We start from the raw sequence: 16,925 nt of genomic DNA, 5'->3' as shown, positions 1-16,925 counted from the left end.
GGGAGGCAATACATTCTCCCCCTCGATGCCTATCTGATACTCTGGGCCACATGATGCGCCCGCTCGTGTTTGCCCTGCTGTATTTTTTCTCCTATTCCTTACTTGCGCAGGAAGAGAAGCCGTTGAATCCGGCCCTGGTAGCCGCGAAATGGCATGCGGCCTGGATTGCCTGTCCGGATGCTCCGCAGAGGGACGAGGGGGTCTATCGCTTCCGAAGAGAGATCACACTGCCGGCAAAGCCGGAACACTTCTGGGTGCATGTGAGCGCGGACAACCGCTTCCTGCTGCACGTGAATGGACAATACGCGGGGGAAGGCCCGGCGCGGGGCGATCTGTTCCACTGGAGGTTTGAGACGCTGGATCTGGCCCCTTTGCTCCATTCCGGAAAGAACGTCATTGCGGCGACGGTGTGGAACTTTGGCACGCGCGCTCCGGTGGCGCAGATGAGCAACCGCACTGGCTTTCTGCTGCAGGGAGACACAGCAGCCGAGGAGATCGCAAACACAGACGGCTCCTGGTTGGTGAGGCAGGACACAGGCCGCGGCCTGGCTGCAACGAATCACGTGAAGGGATATTACGCCGCGGGTCCGCCGGAGCGCGTCGATGGACGGCTGACGATATGGAGCTGGGATGCTGAGCAGGTGCCGGATGCAGACCAGTGGCATCATGCTATCGTGATTGGCCGCGCCGCCACGCGCGAGGCCCAGGATGCGGACAATAACTGGGAGCTGGTCCAGGACCCGCTGCCGCCAATGGAACACCGGCTGGTGGATGCCGGAAAACCAGTGCGCGTGGATGGGCTGGATGCGGTGCCGGAATTTCCCGCGCAGCCACTGAAGGTACCTGCGCATACGCATGTGGTTCTCCTGCTGGACAACGGGGTGCTGGAAACGGCCTATCCTGAGCTGACGATGAGCGGAGGACGCGACGCTGAGGTGCGCCTGACCTATGCTGAGGCGCTCTATGATGAGCACGGGCAGAAAGGCAATCGCAATGAGATTGCCGGCCGGCATATCGAAGGCATGGATGATACCTTCATGAGCGATGGCGGAGAGCACCGCTCGTATCAACCTCTCTGGTGGCGGACCTGGCGGTATCTGCAAATCGAGGTGACGACGAAAGATGAGCCGCTGCGGCTGGACAATCTTCGCGGATGGTTCAATGCTTATCCCTTTGAGGAAAAGGCGAGCATCGAGGCAGACATTCCGGACCTGAAGAAACTCTGGGAGACGGGATGGCGTACTGCACGACTGTGCGCGCATGAGACGTACATGGATGCTCCATACTGGGAGCAGTTGCAATACGTAGGCGATACACGCATCCAGGCGCTGATTTCCTATGCCATGACTGGGGACAGCCGGTTGGCACGGCAGGCCATCACGAACATAGAGGCTTCTTTGGTGCCCGAAGGGCTGACACAGAGCCGATACCCCTCGCGGCTGCCGCAGTTTATTCCTACGTTTTCGCTGCTCTGGGTGGACATGCTGCACGACTACTGGATGTATGTGGATGACGAGGCGTTGGTGCGCGAGGTGCTACCGCACACACGCGGCGTCATGGACTGGTATGCATCGCATCTGCGTCCTGACGGTCTGATGGGCAGGGTCCGCTGGTGGGAGTTTGCTGACTGGACGAGTGGGTACCCGGATGGTGTTCCACCGCAGGAGGCCGATGGCGGGTCCGCCTTTCTCACCCTACAGTTTATCGAGGCCCTGCATGATGCAGCGGAGATGGAGAGGCATTTCGGCAGCCAGGAGCGGGCCGCCGCTTATCAGGCGATGATCGAGAAGTCCACGGATGCACTCAACCGGCTCTGCTGGGACGCGCGCTACGGGGTGTATGCAGATACTCCGGCGAAGAACAGCTACAGCCAGCAAGCGAATGTTCTGGCTGTATGGCAGAACGTAGCTCCGCGCGCGCTGCAGAAGAAGGTTCTGGAGCGCGTGCTGGCATCCCGGGAAGGACAAGGGGTGCAGATAGAAGGAAGCACCGTACCTCCGATGTCCGCGATGAGCTATTACTTCCGCTTTTATCTGGCGCGTGCCCTTGAAGCGGCCGACCTGGCAGACCGCTATCTGGAGGAGCTGGCACCGTGGCGCCAGATGCTGCAATTGGGGCTGAGCACCTGGGCCGAACAGCCGGAGCCGACGCGCTCGGATTGTCACGCCTGGAGCGCAAGTCCCAACTATGATTTGCTGACGGTAGTGGCGGGCATCCATCCGGCTTCCCCGGGATTCAAGACCGTGCGGATGGAGCCGCATCTGGGCAGGCTGACGCATCTGGACGCGGCCATGCCCCATGAAGGCGGGGAAATTCACGTGGAGTATGAGCTAAACGGCAGGCAGTGGTCGGCACATGTGGCATTGCCTGCCGGGATGACCGGTGACCTGGTGTGGAAGGGCACCAGGTATCCGTTACATGGGGGAGCGCAGGTGTTGCAGTTGCCCTAGACCGTGGTTCGGTTCGAAGGACCGCTAGGATGCTTTACTCATTGTCCGGGCGCTTGTATGGCGTCTGCAGATACCTTCTCGCCTCATTCAGCGCGCCGCCGGTGTTGTCATTGGTCTGCAATGCCTGACGGTATTCAGGGATGGCGCGGTCGCGCTGTCCGGTCACATCAAAGATTTTGCCAATCTGGATGTGGCTCCAGACCTCGGTCCACTTTGGATCGTCATCGCCACGCAGGGCGTCGCGGTAAGCATTGATCGAAGCCTGATAGTTGCGCATGGTAAAGAGGACTTCGCCGATGCGGTAGCTGGCCAGCGAGCTGTTCGGGTTGACCTTGAGGGCCTGCTGGTATTCGGCCAGCGCCCCGGTAAGGTCTCCGGCTGCAACCAGGTTCTGGCCTTTCAGAATATGGACCCGCACCTGCATGTCGGTGGAGTTTTTGAGGATCCAGTTGTCAGGATCAATTGTGATATGGCGCGGACGGCCGAAGGTGTCCACGACAAATTGCGAGTCTGAACCGACCACGTCCACACGACGCTCCTCCGTTTTGCCATCAGTTTCAATGCGTAGCTCGACGGGCATATTGAAGAGGTCGAGGTCCTGCTGGATCTCTCCGATCGTGCGGAAGCCTTTGTTGTTGCCCAGACGGTAGACCGCATATTTGTTGGTGAATTGTGGAGCTCCGGTACCGTCGAGCCACTGTGCGAAGAACGGGGTGAGCTGCTGCTGGGACTGGGCCTCGGCCAGCTTCTCAAAGTCGCTGGTCTTCACAGACTGGTCTTTGTACTGCGTGAGCACCGCACGCAGAATTTTCAGGAAGCTGTCCTGGCCAACTTCCCAGCGAAGCATGTGGAAGACCATGGCTCCCTTGTCCAGGGTCATGGCCTGGAACTGCGGCGAGAAGGGCGCAAGGCGTCCGGCGCTGGTGAGCGGGATGGTGTCATAGGCCAGCGCGCTGGCGGAGACGTCCTGAATGGCGGTGTTCATGGCGTTGCGTCCGGCCTGGTCTTCGAGATACATCAGTTCGGCGTAGCGAGACATGCCGTTTTCCAGCCACTCATCGTTGAGCGTGGCCGGGCTGACCTGGCACCCCCACCACTGATGCGCAATCGTGTTCGCCAGCAGGCGATAGCTATTGATGTTGCTGCCGATGTAGGAGCCGGCAACGGCGGCAATCTCTGGCGCCCACCATACATGGACGGTATCGTCTGGAAGCTCAACGACATTCAGTTGCGTGGAATCAGGCACGCCGAAGGTGCTGGTGAAGTAGGCAAATTCGCGGAGCGCGGCCTGACCGTAATCCTGCGCGAACTGTTTGTGCGCCTCAGTTGTATAGATATGGATGTTTGGCGCGGCCGCCACTGGTGGGGCAAACTTGCCGGCAATGATGGTGCCGGGGAATCCGGATTTGGCCCAATGAAAGTCGTACTCGCCGCTGGTAGAAGTGGTTGCGCCGCTGCCGATGACGCGGTATCCGGCTGGGACCTTCACGTGAATGTCAGCGGTAAAGCGGTCAGTGAGGAAGCCAGACATGGGAAACCAGCGTCCGGGATAGAGCAGGTAGCTGATGGGGTCGCCTACATAGGCCAGTTTCAGCCCCTCGACCGGGCTTCCTGTTTCATCCTGGAGCGCGCCGTCATAAGTAAAGACCCAGGTATACTGCTGCCCTTTGACGAGGGGCGAAGCCGGGGTGACGATGACGGTTGCGTTTGGGCCGCGTTCGCCGGTCAGGGCCTTGCCTGTGGTGTCAGTGACTTTTTCGACCTTTAATGCGCCATGAAGCTCAAAGATGGCGTTGTCAGAGTTGTCGAGCACTGTAAAGGTGACGCTGGCCGTGGCCGACAGCTTGTGGTCCGCTGGAGAAAGCTGCGCATCAATGGTGTACCCGGAGATCTCCACAAGCGGTTTTTGCTGGGCGACGAGCGGAGCGGCGAGAAAAAAGAGCAGGGGCAGGATGGACCGTTTCCATAGTTTCGCGCCGCGCAGCCCGGAGACGCGAAAGGAGAGAAAACGAAGGTCGCGGCAGTAATCCGATATCGGTATCTTCATCGTGCTGAACTCGCCAACTCTATTGTGATGCGCGCCACTTGCTCAATCGGGCTTTTTTCTGTGTGCAGCGCAGCCGCCACACAGGCAAGCTCCTGTTTCATCCGGTCCCGTGCCTTCTCATCTTCAAGCAAAGGCCGCAGATGGGAGACGGCATTCGTAGCAGAAAAGTTGTCCTGGATGAGCTCGGGGACCACTTCGCGTCCGGCAATCAGATTGACCATGGCCACGTGCGGGACCTTCACGACCCGCTTGGCAACAGCATACGTCAATCCGGAGACGCGGTAGACCACAATGAACGGATTGCCAATCAGGGCCGCCTCGACCGTGGCTGTTCCGCTGGCCACCATGCTGGCGCGCGAATGGTACAGGACGGCCCGGGCATCGTCCACCACGGTGATGCGAGGGGACTTTTTCGGAAGCATGGAGCGCACGTGCGCAATCTGCTCCGCAGTGAGGGTGGGAGCAAGCGGCAGCAGAAATTCATAGGTGCCATCGAGCTGTCGCGCGGCCTTGAGCATCTCCGGGAGGTTGAGACGGATCTCCTTGAAACGACTGCCCGGGAGCAGTCCTATCCAGTGTTTGGACGGGTCGAGTCCCTGTTGGGCAGCAAAGCTGTTTCGTGGGATGGAAGGCAGGGGGACCTCGGCCAATGGATGACCTACAAACCGCGCCTCCACGCCGTGCTGTCTGTAGAAGCCTTCCTCGAACGGGAAGATGACCAGCATCTGGTCTACATAGCGTTGTACCTTTCGGATGCGGTATTTCTTCCAGGCCCAGAGCTGAGGGCTGACAAAGTAGATCACCGGGACCCGGAGCCGATGAAGCGTCCGTGCCAGCGAAAGATTGACATCGGGAAAATCAATCAGGATGGCGGCGTCCGGCCGCTCGGCGGCAATGCTGGCCCGGAGCCTTCGGTATTCAGAATAGATGCGGGGAATGTGCCGGATGATCTCGGTAATGCCCATCACAGCGACATCTTCGGCGCGGACAATCCGGCGAAAGCCGAGCGCCTCCATGCGCTGGCCGCCCAGGCCAAAGAAAGTGGCCTGAGGAGCGAGACGGCGAATGGCGGGAATCAACTGCGCGGCGTAGTTCTCGCCACTGGCCTCTCCGGTGGAGACAAAGATTTTAGGACCGTTGTTCATGGGGCAGAGGGTTCGATTTGCCGGATTGTCCGCAAGAAAAATGCCCCTGGTAGGTTAGCGGTGCCCCGGACACGATTCTGCTGCATCCGGACGGACGAAAATTGCGCGCAGTTCCGGTGCGAGGGAGTCCTGCAGCCCCTTGCGAACATCGTCCACCACATTCATACATTCAATATACCTTAGCTAATCTGTTCCCACGGCAAGGCCGGAAGGCAGCGCAGGCACGGGCTCGGGCAGCTCCTGGTCTTTGTACTGAAGCTGGTAAAGTTTCCAGTAGAGTCCGCGTTGGGACAACAGTTCCTGATGTGTGCCCATCTCGCGCAAACTGCCTTTGTGCATCACGAGAATCACATCGGCGCGCTGCACGGTGGAAAGACGGTGCGCGATAATGACCGAGGTGCGGCCTTCTACCATGCGTTCAAGGGCGAGGCGGACGCGCATCTCCGTATCGGTATCTACGCTGGAAGTGGCTTCGTCGAGAATCAGGATGCGGGGATCATGGGCAAGGGCGCGGGCAAAGTTAATGAGCTGTTTCTGTCCAGTGGAAAGACCGTTGCCTCGTTCGTGCAGAGGTTCGGCAAAGCCACCTGGCAGTGAATGAATAAAGTCGCGGACATTGACCTCATCGGCGGCCTCCTCCAGCCGTTGGTCAGTGATCCAGTGGGAGCCGAGACGAATGTTTTCCGCAATCGTTCCGGTAAACAGGAAAGGGTCCTGCAGCACAACGCCAAAGCGCTGGCGTAGCCGCTTCAGGTCGTGTTCGCGCACATCGAGGCCATCAATCAGAATGCTGCCGTGCTGGATGTCATAAAAACGCATCATCAGGCTGATGATGGTCGTCTTGCCCGCTCCGGTATGGCCGACGATGGCCGCCGTCTGGTCCGGCTCAATCACAAAAGAGACGCCGCGCAGGACCCATTCGATCTCTTCCATCGCAGCAAGCTCGGTGCTGCTGGCGCCTGCAATGCGTGATTTCTGCTCGTCTGTCAGCTTCTGGTAAGTAAACCAGACATTGCGGAATTCGATGCTTCCAGAGCCATTGCCTTCTCTTGGATGAGCGGGAGGGACGATTTCCGGCTGGGTGTCCAGCAGACGAAAAATACGCTCGCTGGCCGCCATCGCTGCCTGCAGAATGTTGTACTTTTCGCTCAGGTCCTGGATAGGACGGAAAAAGCGCTGCGCGTACTGCATGAAGGCGACCAGCACGCCGAGGGAGACTGTAGCGTGCAACACCCCATAGCCGCCGCGCCAGATGACGATGGCGATGGCAATGGTGCTGAGCAGTTCGACCGCCGGATAATAGAGCGCATAGGCCAGGATGGCGTCTTTGAAAGCGTCCATGTGCTGGCGGTTGACCTTCTCAAATTGCTCGAAGGACCGTTTCTGCCGATTAAAGAGCTGGACCACGGTCATTCCGCTGATGTGTTCCTGGGTATAGGAGTTGATTTTCGCAATGGCGGTACGGATGCGCCGGTAGGAATCGCGCACATGCTTGCGGAAGATGCGGGTCACAATCAGAATCAACGGCAGCACGGCGAAGGCCAGAAGGGCCAGCCACCAGCTCATGCGCAGCATCACGATGACGATCCCGGCCAGCACAAAGATGTCCTCGAAGATGGCGAAGACGCCGGAGGTGAACATTTCATTCAAGGCATCCACGTCGCTGGTCAGACGGGTCACCAGACGCCCTACAGGATTGCGGTCAAAGAAGCCGACATGCATGTACTGGAGGTGCCGGAAGATCTGGCTGCGCATGTCAAACATGACCTTCTGGCCCGTCCACTGCATCAGGTAGGTCTGCACGAATTCAAGAAAGTAGCTGATGACTAGCGCGCCAAGATAGAGCGTGGCCAGTTGTGTGATTCCCGTGACGGCATGGGGGCTGAGATGGAGCGCCAGCCAGGACTGCTTCGGCGGAGGCTGCGCCGTCATATAGCGGTCTACGGCCACCTTGGTCAGATACGGTCCCAGCACATCGAGGGCGGCCTTGATCAGCACGGCGGCCAGCGAAGTGAGAGCCGCCCATTTGTAGGGATAAAGATAGCGGATGAGCCGCCGCATCAGCCGGCTGTCATAGGCTTTGCCGACGACATCGTCTTCCTGCATTTGAGATTGTTTCGGCTTTTCCTGCTCGGCCATAGGTGCGCTTTTTTTATTGTATAAAGACTGGTCCTGGTGCAGCCGCCTGCTCATCCATACAGCTCGGTTTCGCTGATTACCGGCTCGTCCGGATATTCTCGGGCGGCACGGTTGGCTGCTCCAAACATTGCGCCCCGAGCGGCTGTGATGGGAGCAAAACGCAGAAAGCCTATGGGATCGCGGATATCGTCATAGATGGCTTCCATGCCGCCCTTCATCAGATAGGTTTCATGCCAAAAGCCCGTGCCACCAGAGTTGCGGAGAAAGCTCTTCCACCAGGTGCGATGCGGTTCAGAGCGGGACCATTGCAGCAGCGAGTCCATGTTCCGCCAGTACTGACGCATCCCGATATGGGGAGGAAAGAGCGAAAAGATGAAATTTTCATGCAGCAGCAATCCATCCGGTCTGGCGGCCACCGATTGAGAGATCTTCGGGCCGAAGCCGAAAAGGGTCTTAATGCCGGTTAGACGGTTGACCCGCATTCCCAGATAGATGACAACCAGGTCCGGATACTGTGAGAGGTCGACCGTGCGCCGCTCAACTTTCATGCCATCTCCTTCGTGTCCTTATCCAGATAGTGATGTATGGGCGCCTTGTGCTGCTGCATTTTTTTGTTCGTGGATGAGACAATAAAGACGGTCGTATGGACCCCATTGGCCTGTATCTTTCCGTCCCCTTTTGCCGCTCAAAGTGCACTTATTGCAATTTTGCCTCCGGTGTCTATCCGGCCAGCTTCATGGGGCGCTATGTCCAGAGATTGTGTGAGGACATGCTGTCGGCAAAGCAGTTTGTTTCCGCAGAGAGTGTGGACTCGATCTATTGGGGCGGCGGAACGCCGAGCCTCCTTTCTCCGCAGTATTTCAGGGAACTGTTCCGCGCGATCAGACGGCAATGGAATGTTTTGGGTCATGCGGAGATCACAGTGGAGTGCGCGCCGGGCCAGTTGGCGGAGGAAACACTAGACGCCATGCTGGAGTGCGGTGTGAATCGCATCAGCTTTGGGGTGCAGTCCTTTATGGACCAGGAGGCCAGAGCTGCTGGTCGGCTGCATACCCGGGCCATTGCATGGGAAGACATTTGCCGCGTGCGACAAAAGGGCGTGTCGCGTGTGAATGTGGACCTGATTGCCGGGCTTCCCTACCAGACACAGGCTTCTTGGCAGGAATCGCTGGATGTGCTGGCGGAAACAGGCGCAGACCACACGAGCATTTACATGCTTGAGGTGGATGACGATTCGCGCCTGGGAAGGGAAGTGTTGAACGGCGGAGCACGTTATTCTGCTCCAGAGGTTCCATCAGACGACGCAATTGCAGGCATGTATCTGACCGCCATTGAGACGCTGGCGAGACGAGGACTGGAGCAATACGAGATTTCCAACTTTGCCCGTTGCGGGGCCGAATCCGAGCACAACAAGAAATATTGGCTGCGAAAGCCATATTTGGGTCTGGGTGTCGATGCACATTCGATGTTGCGGACGGAAGATGGCGGGTGTCTCCGCTTTGCTGCCCATGAGGGCCTGGAAGAGTATCTCAAGGCCCCCGGATGGGAGCAGCGCCAACGGCTGACACGGCAGGAAGAGCTCGAAGAGGCGTGGTTTCTTGGCCTGCGCTTGAATGCGGGCGTTGATTTAAGAAAGCTCAAAGCAGAGTTCGGTGCCGAAGCTCTTTCCGACTGTCTCTGCATCATCGAGGATCTGGTCGAGGAAGGTCTGCTGGAAAAATCAGGCGAGTGCGTGCGGCTGACCCAGAGAGGGCGGCTGCTTTCCAACGATGTCTTCGCACGCTTTCTGGTTTCGGCGCCAGCATAGCTGCCGGTCTTTGAGGACAAGATGGGCAGCCACTTCTGTGTGTTTCCTTGAAAAGGTGCTGACAACAGAGTGCGAGCAGGAGTAGCCTACGCCAGAAGGAACCAGAAAAAATCAAGGTGAAAGCTGCATGAAAAATGCCCTCTTGTTTTTAGCGGTCCTGCTGCTGACAAGTGTTGCATCTGCGCAGTCTGTCTCGGCTCCCCGGTCGACCTTGCGTAGTATCTTGCTCGAACAGATGCAGGAAACGCACAACAAAAAAGAATGGTTTGTACCCGCCAATGTTGCTGTGGCCGGACTGACCGCTGAGCAGGCCAACTGGAAGGACGGCAAAGGAAACCATTCCGTAGGCCAGCTTGCGTATCACCTGGTCTACTGGGACTCACGCAGTCTGGAGAAATTCAAGGGTGTACCGCAGACCAAATTCAGCGGAAACAATGATGAGACTTTCGAGGACTTTGACAGTAAGAAATGGAACGAGATCGTGCATCGGCTGGATGAGGTCCTGACAGAGTGGGAAAAGGCGATTGAGACCGCCGATGAGCAGAAGCTGGCAGAGTGGGCCCCCACAATTGAGAAGATCAGCGCGCATCATGCATACCATATTGGACAGATGATTTACGTGCGGAAAGAGCAGGGTTCGTGGGACCCCGAGAACGGAGTGAAATAAGGCCCGGCAATGGCCCCTGCTTACGGTTGCGTAACCATGAGAGAAGTGCGGTCTTCTATGAAAACTCTGTAAATCCGAAGTATGATTACGAAGGAAGGCTGCGCGATTTTCTGTGGTTCCCGAATACAGTATCGTCATTCCGGCATATAACGAAAGTGCCCGAATCGGAAATGCCCTGACCCAGGTGCTTGCATGTGTGCACAAGCACGGCTGGAATGCCGAAGTGCTCGTTGTCGATGATGGATCGCGGGATGATACCGCGGCAATCGTGAAGGCCTTTTCCCTCCAGGACCCGATCGTAAAGCTGATTCAGAACCCCGGAAACCGAGGCAAAGGATTTAGTGTGCGTAATGGCATCCTTCATGCATCGGGAGACATTGTTATGTTTACGGATGCAGACCTGTCTGCTCCGATGGATGAGGCGGAGCGGCTCTTTGAAGCGGTCCGCAACGGGGCAGACATTGCAATCGGGTCACGCTGGCTGGAGCGCGGCCGGCAGACGGTGCAACAGCCCTTATACCGGCGCTTTTTTGGCCGTTGTTTTAATGCGGTCACACGGCTGATCATGGGCCTGCCTTTTGCGGATACGCAGTGCGGCTTCAAGGCCTTCCGCAGACAGGCAGCGCAGACGGTTTTCCAGTTGCAGCGGATTGAACGCTGGGGCTTTGACCCGGAGATCCTCTTTATCGCACTCAAGCGCGGATACAGGATTTGCGAAGTCCCGGTCAGCTGGGGGCACGACGAACGGACGCGGATCAGTTATCTGAAAGATGGTTTGAAAATGCTGGAGGAACTGGTCTTCATCCGCTGGAATGCCCTGACGGGTGTCTATGACCGTCCGGTGAAGGACCTCGTCCCGCCGGTACCGGTGGTTAAGGGGCATCCATGACGGAGAGGCGCAAGGCGACCCGGGCTTGTGTCATACTGAACAAGGCGGCCTGATTAGGCTGCGGTCCTTTCTGAGGGCCGGGATGGCGGAACTGGCAGACGCAGCGGACTCAAAATCCGCCGACCCTTGCGGTCATGGGGGTTCGACCCCCCCTCCCGGCACCAGCCAAGCATGTCATTCTGGGCAAGTGAGATTGATTTCAGAAACTTCTGATTTATCGAGAGATAAATAGGCTATTTTGGGCTATGTAGGAACTGTGCAGGCAATTTCTCGATTTCTGTGCATATTGCATATTTTGAGCGCGAGACGCAACTCTGAGCAGACGATTTTAGTTTGCTTGGAAGACCCTGTGTCAGTGACTATGTCCGTCTCGACCAACCATACTGCCGTCCCCAATTTGGAGGCGTGATAAAAGACATCATCATGCATGAAAAGGCTCGGATCAATCGGATTCTGCTATAGGCTATGCCCCATGCCGAAGCCGTATTCGATGACCGGCGCGATTTCTGGCTGTGGCGGCGTGATGGCTTGCTCTGGCTTTATCGCTGGCGTGTGGGCGCTCTCGTGGTGCACATCGTGCCCTAACGCTTCCGGCAGTTTCGCGCGGTCGTTGGTGTAAAGCTGCGCGTCTTCAACTCCGCGCGAGACGGCGACATATGCCATGCGGCTGTTGAGCAGATCTTTCGCGGCCAACTCGGTATCGACGTGATTCAATACGCGCTCTGCGGTCTGCCTTGGCTGGAATGGCTCGTCAACGCATAGCCGTGATCGAGATGCGGATGCGTGGATCGAATCGCACATTGCGGCCTCCATCCATTTTCAGACTCAGTTTTCCATCATGGATACTCTCGATGGTTCCTAGTTCGCGGTTGGCAATTTTCAAGTCATTCGCTGGCGCGGTGAACTGAATGCGGTCGCCCACGGCAAAGCTGCATGGTTCCTCCCGATAGACAGAGACGCCTTGCTGCCGCCGAGGATCATAGGTCAGCTCGGAGCCATCGGCCCGAACCACGGTTAGCAGGTTCTTGTCAGCGTCAACGCTCTTGACCCGCGCGTATTCGCCGCGCTTTATGGCTGCTGGCCTCCAGATACTCTTTCGTATAGCCCTTGATCTCCGGCTGCCCATGCTTGCCGCGCTCCAACTCGTAACCCAACCCCCGTAACCGCATCGACAACTCAGAACGGTAAAGGCTGGTGGCATAGCGTTGCGAAGCGAATAGCTCTTGCGGCTGCAAGGCCCGCGTCTGTCCGTTGTCGTTGAAGATCACAGCATGAGTATGGAGCTGCGGCGCGGTGTAGCCGTCCACAGGCCGGGCGGTATCATGCTCAAAGGTGGCTGCAACAAATTTGCCGGTCGTCTCCGGCGCGTGGACGTTGCCGATGCGGGCCTGCGTGTACTTCTCCAACTCGTTAAGCGCCACGCGGACGCTCTCTCGATGCGCCTCTCTTACGCGCTCGTCGCCGCCGACAAGGGCAGTATGTGAAACCGACTTCGGCGCGGAGAACGTCGCATCCCAAGCGGCGCGATGCTCCACGCTGGTTACTTCCTTACCGAATTTTCCCTCATAGGTCTTGGAAACCTGATGACGAACAAGCTGCGCTTCGGTGTGCGGATGCTGGCCTTCGGTCAGACGGGCGAAGTGCTCATTGCCGACCGGACCTGACAAACCCCACTGCTCGGCCAGCTAGCCCTGCCACTCGCTATGCCCCTGCTGATCGCGGCTCCAATAGTTCTGCCTAGTTCTGCCGCTCCGACGCAAACTCCCGCTCATGGTACGTGCGTACCTGCGAAGCTGACAGCGGCTTGGAGATCGCGTCAGCATGGAGAGATTCTAGTCCTGTGATTCGGCGCGGCAACTCTGTCACGGAGAGACCGAGGATTCTTTAAACGTCTTCATTGGAATTCACCGTACGTCCAGCCTCAACCTTGTTCCACGCAGCGATGATCTGCGCCCCGGATGCCTGCTCCTGCCAGTGCCTTGTACTAGATGGGAATTTCTCGCGCGTTCCGGAGGATTCAGGCGTGCAGATCACGACGACTTTGGTGTTAAATAGAAGATTGATTCAGCTAAACAATCAGACTCTGTTGGGACGCGAAGAGCCATGCCAATAATTGACTTTCGGGATGTCGCAGAGCTAGTGAATCAAAGCAGGACCACTCGGCTAGAGATGAAGCCTACTAAGGCGAAGGAGGGGCGATGGGCAATGTACCCCGGAGTCCATCTGGTCCACACCTCCCAATATCCATTTAGAGTACTTTATTTCCAGTCCTCTGCCACACTGGAGGATATCCGCGCGGGGCTTCGGGATACCCAAGCAGAAGAGCCCGTCCACATTGTCTATCCACCTTCATTACAGCGCCTTATTCAGAACAATGTCGAGGAATTGCGCCTCCGTGACCGCGCGGCGTCGATGTGGACCACCAAAGATTACATTCTTTCCTTTATCAGGGAAGAAATCGACACATACCTAAATAGACTGAAGAGCCTCCGGCCGGTCGACTACATCAATCCCCGGATTGAAACGCCCTCCGGCTTCCAGGTTCGGCTGCCTAATCCCGTCCTATCTTTTCTCGTCGATCCGTCAACAGTCGAGAGTTCGGGGAGGCTCGGGATCGTGCTGGCCGAGCCGGGGCAGGGCAAGACCTACATGAGTACCTATTTAGTCTCGCAACTGGCAACAGGCAATCACGGCGTAGTTCCTCTCATGGTCGACTCGTCCCAGTGGCAGGGCTTATCGGTAGAGGATCAACGCTCCCTGCCAAAAACGATTGCCCATTCCTTCAGGCACTTTGGTGCGGCCATAGGTTGGCTCGATGGACATGAGGATCTCTTCCTTCGGTCCACGTTAAAAGCAGACATATTCCGGATCATCTTTGACGGGTTCGACGAATACATCCTTCACAATCGAGGCTCGGTTTCCCCTCTTGACGTTCTAGAGGTCCTCGCAGACCTCGCGGCAACGACAGGAACCCGCATTGTGATTACATCTAGAACTTCGTTCTGGCACTCAAATCTTCCCCTAGCCGAGGTCGAGGATTTCGTCCGAGAACGTGGCGCATTTGTTTTCTCCATTCTCCCTTTCAATCGAGAAAACGCGAAAAACTACTTCGACCAACGGATCGCCGAAGAAACCCAGTGCGAAAAGGCGTTACAGATATACGACGTTTTGCGGCAGAGTGACAACGACCTGATTGGCCGTGGCTTTGTCTTGAGTCTCATCGCCGATCTAGCGATGCACGGAGGTAGTAGCCCCCATCCAGGATACGACTCCGCACGCGCGATGTTATGGCTCTTGGAAGCATTGTGTCAGCGAGAGGAGGTCCGACAGGATCTGCCCTTTACCGCAAAAGAGCAATTAGAGGTGCTCCGTCAATTCGCTTGCGAAATCGCCTTGGGGATCGAGCCCACTACAGAACTACTCTCGCTGATTCTTTCCTACGTCAAGCCGGCGCTCAGCAGCGCCTTGATGAAAGGAACAATCGACAAACTCGTGAGTCACCCATTGCTCAGTAGAGAGCGCGCATCCGAATCGTGGTCCTTTAGGCAAATGCAAATATGGACACTCCTCCTTGCTGACTATATCGTCCACTTACCGGGCAGCAATATTAGGGATTTTGTCGCGAAGGTTCATCTCTCCCCAGGAGCTATGCAAGACGTTGCGGAGATGATCGTTCAGCTGGCTGAAGTGGAGGCTGCCAGCCAGATCCCACTCGATCGGCTTGGCTTGTTGATCTCGGCAATGTCTGAGAGGGGAGGTCTCGTCGGCAGAATTTGGGGAGAAGGCAGCAGATTGGCCGGGCTGATCGTCCTTGGGGCGGTAGACCGTACGGTTCGGGCAGGAAGCCCGAGAACAGAGCGAACAGAATTGCTTCGGAAGCTTGGGGGCGGAGCTACAATCTTTGGGATCACGTTTACTGGCGTGATCGCGCACTACGATTTCAGTGGCACTGAGTTCCGTAATTGTCGCTTTGAGCGAGTTACCTGGGTGAATTGCAAGTTTACTGCCCAATCGGCGTTTGTGCAGTGCGAATTTATCGGCGGAAACGCACAGAACCAGTGTGAGGGCATGGGGAGTGCGAGACTGGAAAACTGCAGCCTTGACCCAGATGCGGACACAATGTTCAGCGTTGTCAAGACCCGGGAAGGCAAGAAACGCTATTCCGCGGAAGATCTGCGAAGGGATATTAGCTCTGTGATAGACAAGTTTGTCATAAAGGGCGGTCTCGGACTTAAGTCGGTTGCAGAGAGGCACCTCACTCGGGGCACAATTGCAACCTCGCGGCACCGAGACGACGTGATAAGCGCACTAAAATCGAAGATATTTGAAGAGCACGAGATCTCCGGAGTAGGGTCGGGCTACCACATCCGCGAAAACGCGGTGGAAGCTGTGAAGTTCTATGCGGCGAATAACGTCTTCACGGGGCCGCTTAGAACGGCCTACGAAGCGCTGGAACGGAAGATCACAGAGCACGAATAAGTCCTGGTCGCGAGTGATATGGCCGAGTGCCCCAGACCTGCTCGTGTTCGCTGATGCGAAGCCAGCTCACTCGGCGCCACTCCAGTCCGACTTTGACATATCGAGCTGCGTACAAGGTAGACTTGCAGTTCGCCACAGCCACTTCAATCTGACGAAGCAGATTCACTACCTGCTGCAGTTTATACCGCTTGCCTCGCGGCAGCTTATTAAGGCTTGCCAGCCGCACGCCCCGGAGCAAGCGGCTGGCACTCAACTCAACACCAGGACGGCGTTTTGCTGGACTAACCGCACCGAAGCCGCTCATGGAAGAGCCGCCCGTGCAATGCGATTCTTCCATGATTCCGGCCAGAAGGGCAATATGGAGGCCGATTAATGGCAGACGTAGGAGAAGTTTTTAAGCCGGGGGAGAAGTGTGACGCCTCTGGCATCTATACCGTTATTCACGACTCGCAGCATCGGCAAACGCACGAAGTAACGTGTGTATATGGTAAGCCGTTCCCGCCCTGTAACCACTGTGGCCGCAACGTTCGTTTCAAGCTGAAATACAAGGCTATACACATCGAAAGTCACGAAAGCTTTAAGTATTAATAGGTCCGCAGGGGTGAACTCTGCGGACCATCTTACAAAAGGAGGCGAAGCGAATGGCTACATCAAAAAGAGATGCTAGCAAGGCCAGCAAGTTGCTCAGGACAAGCATGAGCAAGACGGTCCGTAGCGTGGCTGGCTCTGTTTAGTTCAAGCAAAGCGCGGTAAGCGCAAGTTAGTTGGACGTAAGCCAAGCCGAAGGAAGTTTGGTGCAGGCAAAGAGAATTGAACACTCATTTCCTTACGGCGTGCGGATTATCTGCCATCCAGCAAGCACAAAGCGCACGAAGAACAGCCGCCAGTGGCGGCTCCTGCGCGGAGATTTGCCGCTAAGAACGCCCCGGGGGGCAGCGGTAAATCAGAACCAATATATGAGTAGCGTCTAGATCGGACATGGAAATGATTACCTCCCTGCGCCAGCCTCCGCCAGCGGATCCGGCCAAAGACGGCTTCGGGAGATTCGCGGTCAGCCTGCCCTGCGGTGCTGACCTCGCTTGGATTTATCGTGCATCTCCGCCGCCTTCGATGCTTTGGCCCTGGTAACGTCCACTTCCGGGTGCGGCAACTCCCATCCCGCCATGCCCTGCGTACACGGTCGGCGTGGGCGATGGTGTTCACAGGCCCATAGTGTTCCTCGATCATATGGATCGAAGTTCCCATCTGTTCGGCAAGGAAGTACACGTCTACACCTTCCTGCAAGCGAAGCGTGGCGTACGT

At 57.0% G+C, this 16,925-nt stretch carries 13 protein-coding genes and 1 tRNA gene; 6 read left to right on the top strand and 8 right to left on the bottom strand.

Annotation, left to right across the window (positions count from 1 at the left end; translation table 11 throughout):
- The first annotated feature begins 50 nt into the window (after nt 1–50).
- Entirely contained in the window at nt 51–2,450 is a 2,400-nt protein-coding gene (locus N655_RS0103775; RefSeq protein WP_049961236.1) for an alpha-L-rhamnosidase-related protein, read from the top strand.
- 34 nt (nt 2,451–2,484) lie between these two features.
- Here N655_RS0103775 and N655_RS0103770 read toward each other — a convergent pair whose 3' ends face one another.
- The 4 genes from N655_RS0103770 to N655_RS0103750 form a co-directional block, all read right to left on the bottom strand.
- The gene (locus N655_RS0103770) at nt 2,485–4,497 is read right to left on the bottom strand and encodes a M1 family aminopeptidase (protein ID WP_155987501.1); all 2,013 of its coding nucleotides are present in this window, start codon (nt 4,495–4,497) and stop codon (nt 2,485–2,487) included.
- On the bottom strand, nt 4,494–5,642 hold the full coding sequence (gene lpxB / locus N655_RS0103765; RefSeq protein WP_026441913.1) for a lipid-A-disaccharide synthase: 1,149 nt from the start codon (nt 5,640–5,642) through the stop codon (nt 4,494–4,496). Before lpxB ends, N655_RS0103770 begins: the two co-directional genes overlap by 4 nt.
- 183 nt (nt 5,643–5,825) lie before the next feature.
- Nucleotides 5,826–7,781 carry an ABC transporter ATP-binding protein gene (locus N655_RS17155; RefSeq protein WP_044935161.1) on the bottom strand — a complete coding sequence of 652 codons (1,956 nt, stop codon included), beginning with the start codon at nt 7,779–7,781 and terminating at the stop codon, nt 5,826–5,828.
- 50 nt (nt 7,782–7,831) lie between these two features.
- The gene (locus N655_RS0103750) at nt 7,832–8,329 is read right to left on the bottom strand and encodes a monooxygenase family protein (protein WP_026441912.1); all 498 of its coding nucleotides are present in this window, start codon (nt 8,327–8,329) and stop codon (nt 7,832–7,834) included.
- Between the two features lie 95 nt (nt 8,330–8,424).
- Between N655_RS0103750 and hemW the strand changes: the two genes are divergently transcribed.
- From hemW to N655_RS0103730, 4 genes are all read left to right on the top strand, one after another.
- Nucleotides 8,425–9,588: a radical SAM family heme chaperone HemW gene (hemW, locus tag N655_RS0103745; protein ID WP_026441911.1), complete on the top strand. Its 1,164-nt coding sequence runs from the start codon at nt 8,425–8,427 to the stop codon at nt 9,586–9,588.
- A gap of 127 nt (nt 9,589–9,715) precedes the next feature.
- Nucleotides 9,716–10,255 (top strand): DinB family protein, encoded by a 540-nt coding sequence (locus N655_RS0103740; protein WP_026441910.1) that lies wholly within the window; start codon nt 9,716–9,718, stop codon nt 10,253–10,255.
- Between the two features lie 112 nt (nt 10,256–10,367).
- A complete protein-coding gene (locus tag N655_RS0103735; RefSeq protein ID WP_026441909.1) occupies nt 10,368–11,144 on the top strand; it encodes a dolichyl-phosphate beta-glucosyltransferase in 777 nt (258 codons plus the stop codon).
- A gap of 76 nt (nt 11,145–11,220) precedes the next feature.
- Nucleotides 11,221–11,308: transfer RNA gene (locus N655_RS0103730), tRNA-Leu, on the top strand.
- Nucleotides 11,309–11,600: 292 nt separating this feature from the next.
- Here N655_RS0103730 and N655_RS20845 read toward each other — a convergent pair.
- From N655_RS20845 to mobF, 3 genes are read right to left on the bottom strand one after another with little or no spacing between them, the layout of a single operon-like run.
- Nucleotides 11,601–11,858 (bottom strand): hypothetical protein, encoded by a 258-nt coding sequence (locus N655_RS20845; RefSeq protein WP_026441908.1) that lies wholly within the window; start codon nt 11,856–11,858, stop codon nt 11,601–11,603.
- A 37-nt stretch (nt 11,859–11,895) separates the two neighbouring features.
- On the bottom strand, nt 11,896–12,156 hold the full coding sequence (locus N655_RS20840) for a hypothetical protein (RefSeq protein WP_026441907.1): 261 nt from the start codon (nt 12,154–12,156) through the stop codon (nt 11,896–11,898).
- Nucleotides 12,157–12,178: 22 nt separating this feature from the next.
- A complete protein-coding gene (gene mobF, locus N655_RS20835) occupies nt 12,179–12,811 on the bottom strand; it encodes a MobF family relaxase (protein ID WP_026441906.1) in 633 nt (210 codons plus the stop codon).
- 436 nt (nt 12,812–13,247) lie between these two features.
- Here mobF and N655_RS0103710 point away from each other — a divergent pair, with 436 nt between their 5' ends.
- Nucleotides 13,248–15,623: an NACHT domain-containing protein gene (locus tag N655_RS0103710; RefSeq protein ID WP_026441905.1), complete on the top strand. Its 2,376-nt coding sequence runs from the start codon at nt 13,248–13,250 to the stop codon at nt 15,621–15,623.
- On the opposite strand, the gene N655_RS20500 is transcribed toward N655_RS0103710, so the two are convergent.
- Nucleotides 15,607–15,960, bottom strand: a complete 354-nt coding sequence (locus N655_RS20500; RefSeq protein WP_155987500.1) for a hypothetical protein — start codon at nt 15,958–15,960, stop codon at nt 15,607–15,609. The genes N655_RS0103710 and N655_RS20500 overlap by 17 nt on opposite strands.
- Nucleotides 15,961–16,925: the final 965 nt, after the last annotated feature.

It is taken from the genome of Pseudacidobacterium ailaaui (genome assembly GCF_000688455.1).
Lineage (GTDB): Bacteria > Acidobacteriota > Terriglobia > Terriglobales > Acidobacteriaceae > Pseudacidobacterium > Pseudacidobacterium ailaaui.
Note: the sequence above shows the minus strand (reverse complement) of the source record. Positions and strands in the feature narration are given on the sequence as shown.

Bases quoted from the DNA above. Each gene is read 5' to 3' on its own strand.
- N655_RS0103775 (WP_049961236.1), top strand. From the start codon at position 51: ATGATGCGCCCGCTCGTGTTTGCCCTGCTGTATTTTTTCTCCTATTCC.
- N655_RS0103770 (WP_155987501.1), bottom strand. From the start codon at position 4,497: ATGAAGATACCGATATCGGATTACTGCCGCGACCTTCGTTTTCTCTCC.
- lpxB (WP_026441913.1), bottom strand. From the start codon at position 5,642: ATGAACAACGGTCCTAAAATCTTTGTCTCCACCGGAGAGGCCAGTGGC.
- N655_RS17155 (WP_044935161.1), bottom strand. From the start codon at position 7,781: ATGGCCGAGCAGGAAAAGCCGAAACAATCTCAAATGCAGGAAGACGAT.
- N655_RS0103750 (WP_026441912.1), bottom strand. From the start codon at position 8,329: ATGAAAGTTGAGCGGCGCACGGTCGACCTCTCACAGTATCCGGACCTG.
- hemW (WP_026441911.1), top strand. From the start codon at position 8,425: ATGGACCCCATTGGCCTGTATCTTTCCGTCCCCTTTTGCCGCTCAAAG.
- N655_RS0103740 (WP_026441910.1), top strand. From the start codon at position 9,716: ATGAAAAATGCCCTCTTGTTTTTAGCGGTCCTGCTGCTGACAAGTGTT.
- N655_RS0103710 (WP_026441905.1), top strand. From the start codon at position 13,248: ATGCCAATAATTGACTTTCGGGATGTCGCAGAGCTAGTGAATCAAAGC.
- N655_RS20500 (WP_155987500.1), bottom strand. From the start codon at position 15,960: ATGGAAGAATCGCATTGCACGGGCGGCTCTTCCATGAGCGGCTTCGGT.